The organism is Protofrankia sp. CiP1_Cm_nod2, assembly GCF_920664355.1.
Lineage (GTDB): Bacteria > Actinomycetota > Actinomycetes > Frankiales > Frankiaceae > Protofrankia.
The window spans coordinates 1-7,972 of the sequence record NZ_CAKKTL010000023.1 but is presented as its reverse complement, the minus strand read 5'-3'; the positions used below and the strand labels follow the sequence as shown (position 1 = coordinate 7,972).

Sequence of the window (7,972 nt, the reverse complement as noted above, 5' to 3'; positions counted from 1 at the left end):
CCACGCCGGCCCACCGGTGGCAGCGCGCTGGCGAAGAGCCGGTCGGCGAGGGCCGAGGTGAACAGCACCCGGTGGTCGGACAGGAACACCCGTGGGTCGCTGATGTCGCCTTCCACCCGCACGATGCCCAGGTACTCGTCATCCTCCTCGACGAAGGCGACGGCGAGCTCGGGGGAGATGTCGTGCAGCAGCTCCGCAAGTATGTCAAGGTCGTCGATGTTGTCGAGGTCGATCTCATGCGCGCTCCAGCGTCCGCGGATGCGGCCGATGGCGCTGGCTTTCTGGGTCACCGAGTTCTCCCACGGTCTTGTGTCGCGTCCATACCAACTCCGAGTGCCCACCCGGCGGCCACTGGCTCCGAGCGTCCGCCCGGCGCCGGCGGCCCGCGGTCCCCGGCCGGGCCGCATCCCCGCCCGGGCCGCTTGTCACGACGGGGCACAGCGGTAGCGGTCCCTACGGACCGGCTGCTCGGTCCATGACGGCCGTCCGCTCGCGTCACCCTGCCGTACCCTGCTCTGTCCCGCCCGGACAGTGATGTCCCGCCCGCGACGCACCCCTGTCGTGCCTGCCTTTGCCGTACCTGCCCCGATGGGGCGCGCCCTTGCCGGACATGCCTGGTGGACAGCCGTCCGGCGCACGTCTTATCACACCTCGTACCACACTCGTACCCCGCCTGTTCGCCACTGCCCGGAGGATGTTCCGAGGCCGCTCTGGAGCTGGTCCGGGACCGACATGGGACGGGTATGACGGGGTGTCGGTCACCGGCGCGGCGGCCCGTGGCACGCTGGGGAGGCGATGAGCACACCCTTCCCGCGCCGGTTCTCCGCCCGCACCCGTGCCGCCCTTGCTGTGGAGAAACTCGCGTCCTCGGCTTCCCGCCAGCTGGGACGCGGATCCGGTGAGATGATCGGCGGCAAGCTTGCCCTGCGGGTCTCCCCGGAGATCCTGTCCGAGGTCGCGGCCGGGCAGCTGGTGGCCTGCGTCAGCGGGACCAACGGCAAGACCACGACCACCCGGCTGCTGGCCCGCGCGCTGGGCACGCTCGGCCCGGTCCGCAGCAACAGCGGTGGCGCCAACATGGCGGCGGGCGTGCTGGCCGCCCTGTCCAAGCCGCCCTACGACGCGGCCGCCGCGCTCGAGGTGGACGAGATCTGGCTGCCCAAAGTGGCCAGGCAGATCCAGCCCCGCGCGGTCATCCTGCTCAACATCAGCCGTGACCAGCTCGACCGGTCGAACGAGACCCGGCGGATCGCGAGCCTCTGGCGTGATCTCGGCGCCGAGCTGCCCGGCGCGACCGCGATCGCCAACGCCGACGACCCGCTGGTGGCCTGGGCCGCCGCCGGCTGGTCGAACCAGGTCTGGGTGTCGGCGGGCCAGAACTGGACGGCGGACGCGATGGTGTGCCCGCAGTGCGCCAGCCTGCTGCACCGCAACGCCACGGGCTGGTGGTGCGGCTGCGGGCTGGCCCGGCCTGAGCCCCTTGTCTCGGTCACCGGGCCGCACGAGCTGCTCTGGTTCGGCCGTCACCTCACGGCGTCGATCGACCTGCCCGGCCGGGTGAACCTCGGCAATGCGGCGATGGCCGCCGCGGCGGCGAAGCTCTTCGGGGTCGAGGTCGAGCAGGCGCTGGCCGCGATGACCGGCCTTGAGGACGTCCAGGGCCGCTACCAGGAGGTCGAGCTCGGCGACTCCGGTACCCGCGGGCGGCTGCTGCTGGCGAAGAACCCGGCCGGCTGGGTGGAGATGATGGAGCTGCTCAACAGCACGCCCACCCGGCCGGTGATCGTTGACTTCAACGCGCAGACCGCTGACGGGCGTGACCCGTCGTGGATCTGGGATGTCCCGTTCGAGCGGCTGCCGGGCCGGCGGGTGCTGGTCACCGGTGGGCGCAAGGAGGACATGAGCGTCCGGCTGGCATACGCGGAGATCCCGCACACGGTCCATCCCGATGCCGAGAGCGCGGCGGCGGTTCTGGACGAGAAGATCGTCGATGTGGTCGCGAACTACACCGCCTTCCGCGACATCCTGGGGCGGGTCGCCCCGGTGAGGACGAACAGTTGACCAAAAAGGTGACCAAAAAGGTGACCATCCACGGTGACATGACCGGGGCCGCGGCATGAGCCGGGAGTCGGCGACCCGGATCGCCCTGATCTACCCGGAGCTGCTCGGGACGTACGGCGACGGCGGCAACGCGACCGTGCTGGCGCAGCGGCTGCGCTGGCGTGGCCTGCCGGCCGAGGTGATCGGCGTCCCGGCCGGGGAGCCGGTGCCGGCCGGCTGCGACATCTATCTGCTCGGCGGCGGTGAGGACGAGCCGCAGGTGCTGGCCGCCGAGGGGCTGCGCCGCAACAGCGCGATCGCGCACGCGGTGGCCCAGGGCGCGGCCGTGCTCGCGGTGTGCGCCGGATACCAGGTGATCGGTGCGTCCTTCCCCGCCGGTGAGGGCCGTATCCACGACGGCCTGGGCCTGGTGGACGTGGAGACGCGACGCTCGTTCGAGCAGCCGGTGCCGCCACGCGCGGTCGGTGACATCGTCGTCGAGCCCGTCCCCGAGCTCGAGCTGCCGTTGCTGCTCGGCTACGAGAACCACGGGGGACGTACCCGGGCACTGCCCAACGGGCACGGCCGGCCGCTCGGGATCGTGCGCAAGGGGGTCGGTAACGGTACCCCGGACCACACCGACGGTGTCGTGGACGGCCGTGTGATCGGTACCTACCTGCACGGTCCGGTCCTCGCGCAGAACCCGGCCCTGGCCGACCTGCTGTTGTCCTGGGTGCATGGCTGGCTGCCGGAACTGGCCGGCCCGCCGGAGACGGAGGTGCTGCGCCAGGCACGCCTGCACGCCCTGGACGTCCATGCCTGACCCGGGGCCGGGCGGCCGCGGGGAACCTTCGGTGGGCGCGGGAAGCAGCCGGGGGGCCTGCGCCCGGACGCGGGGGGAGCGGCCTGTCGCCCGGTGCCCGGCCGTCGGCCGTCAGTCCGTCCTGACGGCCGGCGGGGTGGCGGGTGCGGGACACGGCTCGTCGTGCTGCGGCGGCAGATGGGCGCGGTCGTGTTCGGCGATCGCCACGTTCAGCCGGCTCAGCAGCGCGCCGAAGACACCGAGTTCCTCCTGGTCCCAGGTGCGTACCAGGGTATTGATTTTTTCTACCCGTGCGGAGCGGGTGGCGAGGTAGCGTTGCTGGCCGCGGGTGCTGAGTCTCACCAGCGTCGCCCGCCGGTCGCTGGGATCGGTGGCGCGTTCCACCAGCCCGGCCGTGACAAGCGCGGCGATCTGGCGGCTCACCGTGGAGATGTCCAGGGCGAACACCGTGCCCAGGGTGGTCAGCCGTACGGCGCCGTGTTCGTGGATGTGGCTGAGCAGCAGGTAGGCGGAGCGGTCCAGAACCGTCCCGGACTCGCCGGCGATGGCCATCCGGAAGCGTTCGGCGCGCCGGCCGAACACCGACAGCTCGTGTTCAATCTTGATCAGTCGATGGTCGAGTTCCTGACCACTGTCCACTTCGGCCTCACCCCTGTTCCGGCAGCCGTATGCCCCGCAATCCGATGTTGTCGAGATTCTGGTGGATACACCACGTCAACGAACGAGCCGTGCCGTGGTTGCCGTACCGGACATGCCTGTTTGACTACTTTTAGTAGTCAATCGGTATCGCAAGCTGACTGGGTGTGAGACAGCGCACTCCGGGTGGCCCCGACTTGCCCGCGACGCGAGGCGAATCTGCCGAATCGACGGCTCCTGGTGTGGTTCGGTTGTCTCGTGGTGTCGAATCCGCTGAAAGCCGGGAAACAGCTATGGGCCAAGAACCGCAAGCGGGTGCTGATCATCGGTGCCGTGCTCGTGGTCGCCTGGATCTACGTGTCTCGCTCGGGTAGCCCGGATACCGAGCGGGCGAAGATACCGGCGGGGTACGCCTCCGCCGAACGCGAGCTCGCCGTTCATGCCGACGCCGACCCCGGCAAGCCCCTGCCGCTGGTCCTCGTCCTGCATGACAACAACAGCGACGCGGCTGCGATCGAAAAGATCACCGAAGCCTCGACGCTTGCCGACCGGCAGCACTTCGCCGTGGTCTACCCGGAAGCCGTGGACGGCGAATGGAGGTTGGACGACCCCCGGGGCGCGGACGTGCAGTACCTGCGTGACGTCGTGCGCTACGTGTCGGAGAAGCGGTCGAAGATCGACCAGTCCAAGATCTACATCTGGGGTCTTGGCGAAGGTGGGCGGGCCGCCCTCACGATTGCCTGCGGGGCGCCTGACAACAACCTGAAGTTCGCCGCCGTCGCGGTGGTGGGGCCGGTCGGGCAGGTCCCGAACTGCCCGTCGGGAACCCATGTCCAGCATGTCGACGGGACGTGGGACAAGCAGGTCACGCGCAGCCTGTGGGACTTCTCCAGGAAGCCCAAGGCGTAGGAGCGGGCATCCGGGGTTGGGAGGCCCGCGGAGAAGGCGTCTGATGAGGTTCCAGCCTCGGCCGCGCATCCGGTCGGTGGGAGAGGGCGGCTCCCGCCGACCGGCCGGACTGTGGGGGGGGTCCAGTACGACCGGCCGACGGAAGCCTCTTGTTCCGCCGGGCTTTCCGAGCTGGGGGGGTTGGCTCGGTCCAACCAGCGGAAGTCATCATCGCGGGATGCCGCGGAGCGCCGCCAGGCCGGTGTCGACGTCGACAAGATCGACCTGGCGGCAAGGTTCACGCACAATCGGAGGGGGAGGCCGCGCGGGAACCCGCCTGTGAATTGTTTCTACAGTATATTGGTTGCCACTACGCGAAGCCGCGTACTGACAGCCGGATGTGGACGCGGGCTGACCGGTTCGCTCAGAAAACCCGGCCGACGGAATATGACGTGGTATAGATGGCCCTCAGCGAGACGACATCACCTGACTTGGGTGCCACCCACATCTTACCATCGCCCGCATAAATACCGACGTGGTAGATGTTACCTGGTGCGCCGTAGAAAATCAGGTCACCTGGCTGCTTGTTGTACTGCGATATCCTGGTGGTCGCCTCGTACTGTCCCTCGGCGGTGCGGGGGATGTTGCGTCCCAGCTGCTTGAAGACGTACTGGACCAGTCCTGAGCAGTCGAACGTGTAGGGGCCCTCAGCGCCATAGACGTAGGGCTTCCCGGCCTGCTGGGCCGCGAGATACACCGCCCGTTCACCCAGCGAGCTGGCGGCCGCGAGCGCGCCCGAGATGGCGTTGCTCATGGTCGGGGCATCGAGGCCAGTGATCTGGGGAGAGCGCTGCACGGGCGGGGTGTTGGGAATCACGGTCAACGTGCCGACGTTCGTCGACCGTGTCGAGCGCAGGGCGTCGGTCCCGTCGAAAATCGCAGTGATCTGCGTGGTGGTGAGAACCTTCGCGGTGTAGCTGGTGAAGCCCTGCTCGTTGGTGTAGAGGTGCTTGAAGGTGGCCCATCCCTCCGGCAGCTTCACCTGGACCTTGACAAGCTGATTGACCAGCGGTGCGTGGGTGACCGCGTCCTCGAGGGAGAACCCCATCTCCACCGGCTGGTCGGCCTTCACGGAGACGTCCGGATTCGTGACTTTGAGCACGACGCCGTTCTTGGGATGCAGGTCGGTCTGGTTGAGTACCTGGCTGGTGACCGATCCGGAACCACCCGTGGACAGCGGATTGATGGTCGAGGTGCGCAGGTTGGCCAGTGACGCCTGGCTGCCGAACTGTGATCCAAGCGTTATCGGCGAGGTGACGGAGGCATCGTCGGAGTTCGAGTCGGCCGTGGCGCATCCGGCCAGGGCGACACCGGACACCGCGACGGTACCGGTGGTCACCACGGCGACAGCGGCCCGGGCTCGCGAGCGGCCCGTTCCGGGCTGCGGCGCGGGCGCGCGATGCCGGCCGCGTGCCGGACGGTCGACGTGCCGGTCGATCGGGTGCTGGCGGGACGACGGCGCAGCCGCCTGCGACGAACGCGATCGTACTGCTGGATCAGGCTGCACATCATGCGCAGACAAGGTTGTGATCCTTCCCGTTCGCCTGCGAGGTGAGCTGTCGGGTTCGGGCTGGGCTGCCCGGTGGGTCGCGCGACCATCGCGCTGCACACTTCACCCCGAGGGCGACACCGCGGTTCGATGCCGTCCGGTGGAGGATGGGTCCCCCGCTCCTGCCCTGGTGACGACTCGGAGGGAACACCGGGACCGTGGGCAGGATTCGGCAGTTCGGCCCGGTGCGTCGTGACGTCGGCGCGAGACTAGTTCATACGGATGGCGCTAGTAAACACTAGTCCCTCACAACTACCCCAAGTAGTTGTATGAAGTGTCATAACCGGCTCTTCTACCCCATCCTCCTTCGCCGGCCGGGGCGGCGCCGGGTGCGACCGGCTGGCTTGTGGCCTTCGGTCGCCCGACTGACGTGCCGCTTTCCGTGACTTGCGGGATGCGGAGGATGACAATACGCCATAGCGGCGACAGACGGTCGACCAGGAGCCTTCGAGTACAGATAGTGAGCAATACTGCTACGTTAAGTAGCGATCAAGGCTGCCCATTGGCGGTACTCTGCTCTTTTTGCGAAAATTGTCCGATTGGTTGATGCCGAGTTGTCGGCCTTCTGACGCGTGTCGGAATGTGACGTCGTACTCTGGCAGTGCCTCGTCCGGATCGGTCCTTCCAGGTCAGTCACGTGATCAGGGCAGCGTGACGGATGATCAGGAATCGTGCCGATGCTCCCCGGGGAGGCGCTCGCCATGACGCGGTCCGCGTCGGGGTCCGTGCCGGACGGGCGTGGTGTGCGCCAGCCGGACGCGCCCGCCTCCCGGCCGCGTCCTCGCCGGGTGGGCGTTGTTGTGATTGGCGCGGGTGTCGCGGGCCTGGTGGCCGCGGTCGTGCTGGCTCGTCGGGGTATCGACACGCTCGTGCTCGAGGCCGCCAGTCGGGCCAGGGTGGAAAGCCGTCCACGCGCCGGGCTGCTCGGGCCGGCGGCGGTGGACGCCCTGGAGCGCAACGGGCTCGCCGACGGCCTGCGAGCCGAAGGTGTGCCGCACCACGACTGTGAGTTCCGACATCGTCGCAGAGCGTTTGTCGTCGAGTATGCTCGCCATGCGGGCGGACGCCACCACGTTGTCTACCCGCAGCAGAAGCTTGTCGCCGACCTGGTTGCCGCCTACCTTGCCGCGGGTGGCGTCATCGAGTTCGGCGTCACTGACGTGATGTTGGGCGCGCTGGCCTCCGACCACCCCGCCGTCTCCTTCGTCACGGCCGGCGGGCAGCGGCAGGTGGTGGAAAGCCGTTTCATCGCGGGCTGCGACGGCCATCATGGTGTTTCCCGAGGATCGATCCCCGAGGGCGCGTTACGCTCCATCCGGCAGCGCGACAGCGCATGGGCCTGGCTCGCGGTCCTGGCCGCGGTCGCCCCGTCCACCGATAAGATCATTTATGGGGTCAGTCCCCGGGGGTTCGCCGGCCACATGCTGCGCGACCACCGGACAAGCCGCTTCTACCTACAGGTGGAGGCCACCGCCGACGCCGCGGCCTGGCCGGCCGGGCGGATCTGGGCGGAACTGCACGCCCGGCTCGCCGTGGACGCCGACTGGGAACTGGCGGAAGGGCCGCTGCTGGAGCCGCCGAACGTCATCACGATGGACTCGGTCTTCTACGAACCGATGCGCTTCGGGCGCCTCGTACTGGCCGGGGACGCCGCGCGCCGGGTACCACCGGCGGCGGCCAAGGGCGCCGGGCTCGCCATCGTTGACGGCGAGACACTCGCGCTCGCGGTGGTGGCAGCCCTGCACGACGCGGACGAACGCCCGCTGGACGCCTACTCCGAGGTGTGCCAGGGCCGGGCCTGGCTGGCACAGGAAGCATCGGCGAAACTTTTACGGATGGTCAACGTCGAGCTCGCCGACCCGTTCGCCCGGCGCCTGCAGGACGTTCGCCTGGACCGCCTCCGGACCTCACCGGTCGCCGCCGCCGAATTCGCGGAACACTACCTCTCCCCCTCCCCCCTCTCCCCCTCCCCCCTC

Annotated in this window: 7 protein-coding genes and 1 riboswitch; of the genes, 4 read left to right on the top strand and 3 right to left on the bottom strand. The window is 68.8% G+C overall.

What is annotated here, in order from left to right; genetic code table 11:
* A partial coding sequence (locus NBW84_RS04325; RefSeq protein WP_445548630.1) for a tRNA adenosine deaminase-associated protein occupies positions 1-290 on the bottom strand: 290 nt, incomplete at its 3' end.
* A gap of 505 nt (positions 291-795) precedes the next feature.
* On the opposite strand from NBW84_RS04325, the gene NBW84_RS04320 reads away from it, so the two are divergent.
* Complete coding sequence (locus NBW84_RS04320) at positions 796-2,061, top strand: MurT ligase domain-containing protein (protein ID WP_250281926.1); 1,266 nt, start codon at positions 796-798, stop codon at positions 2,059-2,061.
* A 55-nt stretch (positions 2,062-2,116) separates the two neighbouring features.
* The gene (locus NBW84_RS04315) at positions 2,117-2,863 is read left to right on the top strand and encodes a type 1 glutamine amidotransferase (RefSeq protein ID WP_250281925.1); all 747 of its coding nucleotides are present in this window, start codon (positions 2,117-2,119) and stop codon (positions 2,861-2,863) included.
* A gap of 111 nt (positions 2,864-2,974) precedes the next feature.
* On the opposite strand, the gene NBW84_RS04310 is transcribed toward NBW84_RS04315, so the two are convergent.
* Positions 2,975-3,502, bottom strand: a complete 528-nt coding sequence (locus tag NBW84_RS04310) for a MarR family transcriptional regulator (RefSeq protein ID WP_250281923.1) — start codon at positions 3,500-3,502, stop codon at positions 2,975-2,977.
* Between the two features lie 255 nt (positions 3,503-3,757).
* On the opposite strand from NBW84_RS04310, the gene NBW84_RS04305 reads away from it, so the two are divergent.
* A complete protein-coding gene (locus tag NBW84_RS04305) occupies positions 3,758-4,408 on the top strand; it encodes a PHB depolymerase family esterase (RefSeq protein ID WP_250281922.1) in 651 nt (216 codons plus the stop codon).
* A 403-nt stretch (positions 4,409-4,811) separates the two neighbouring features.
* Here the strand turns inward: NBW84_RS04305 and NBW84_RS04300 are convergent, their stop codons facing one another.
* Positions 4,812-5,786, bottom strand: coding sequence for a C40 family peptidase (locus NBW84_RS04300; protein WP_250281919.1), 975 nt, complete (start codon positions 5,784-5,786; stop codon positions 4,812-4,814).
* A gap of 188 nt (positions 5,787-5,974) precedes the next feature.
* A riboswitch (cyclic di-AMP (ydaO/yuaA leader) is annotated at positions 5,975-6,150 on the bottom strand.
* A gap of 523 nt (positions 6,151-6,673) precedes the next feature.
* Between NBW84_RS04300 and NBW84_RS04295 the strand changes: the two genes are divergently transcribed.
* A partial coding sequence (locus NBW84_RS04295; protein WP_250281953.1) for a 4-hydroxybenzoate 3-monooxygenase occupies positions 6,674-7,972 on the top strand: 1,299 nt, incomplete at its 3' end.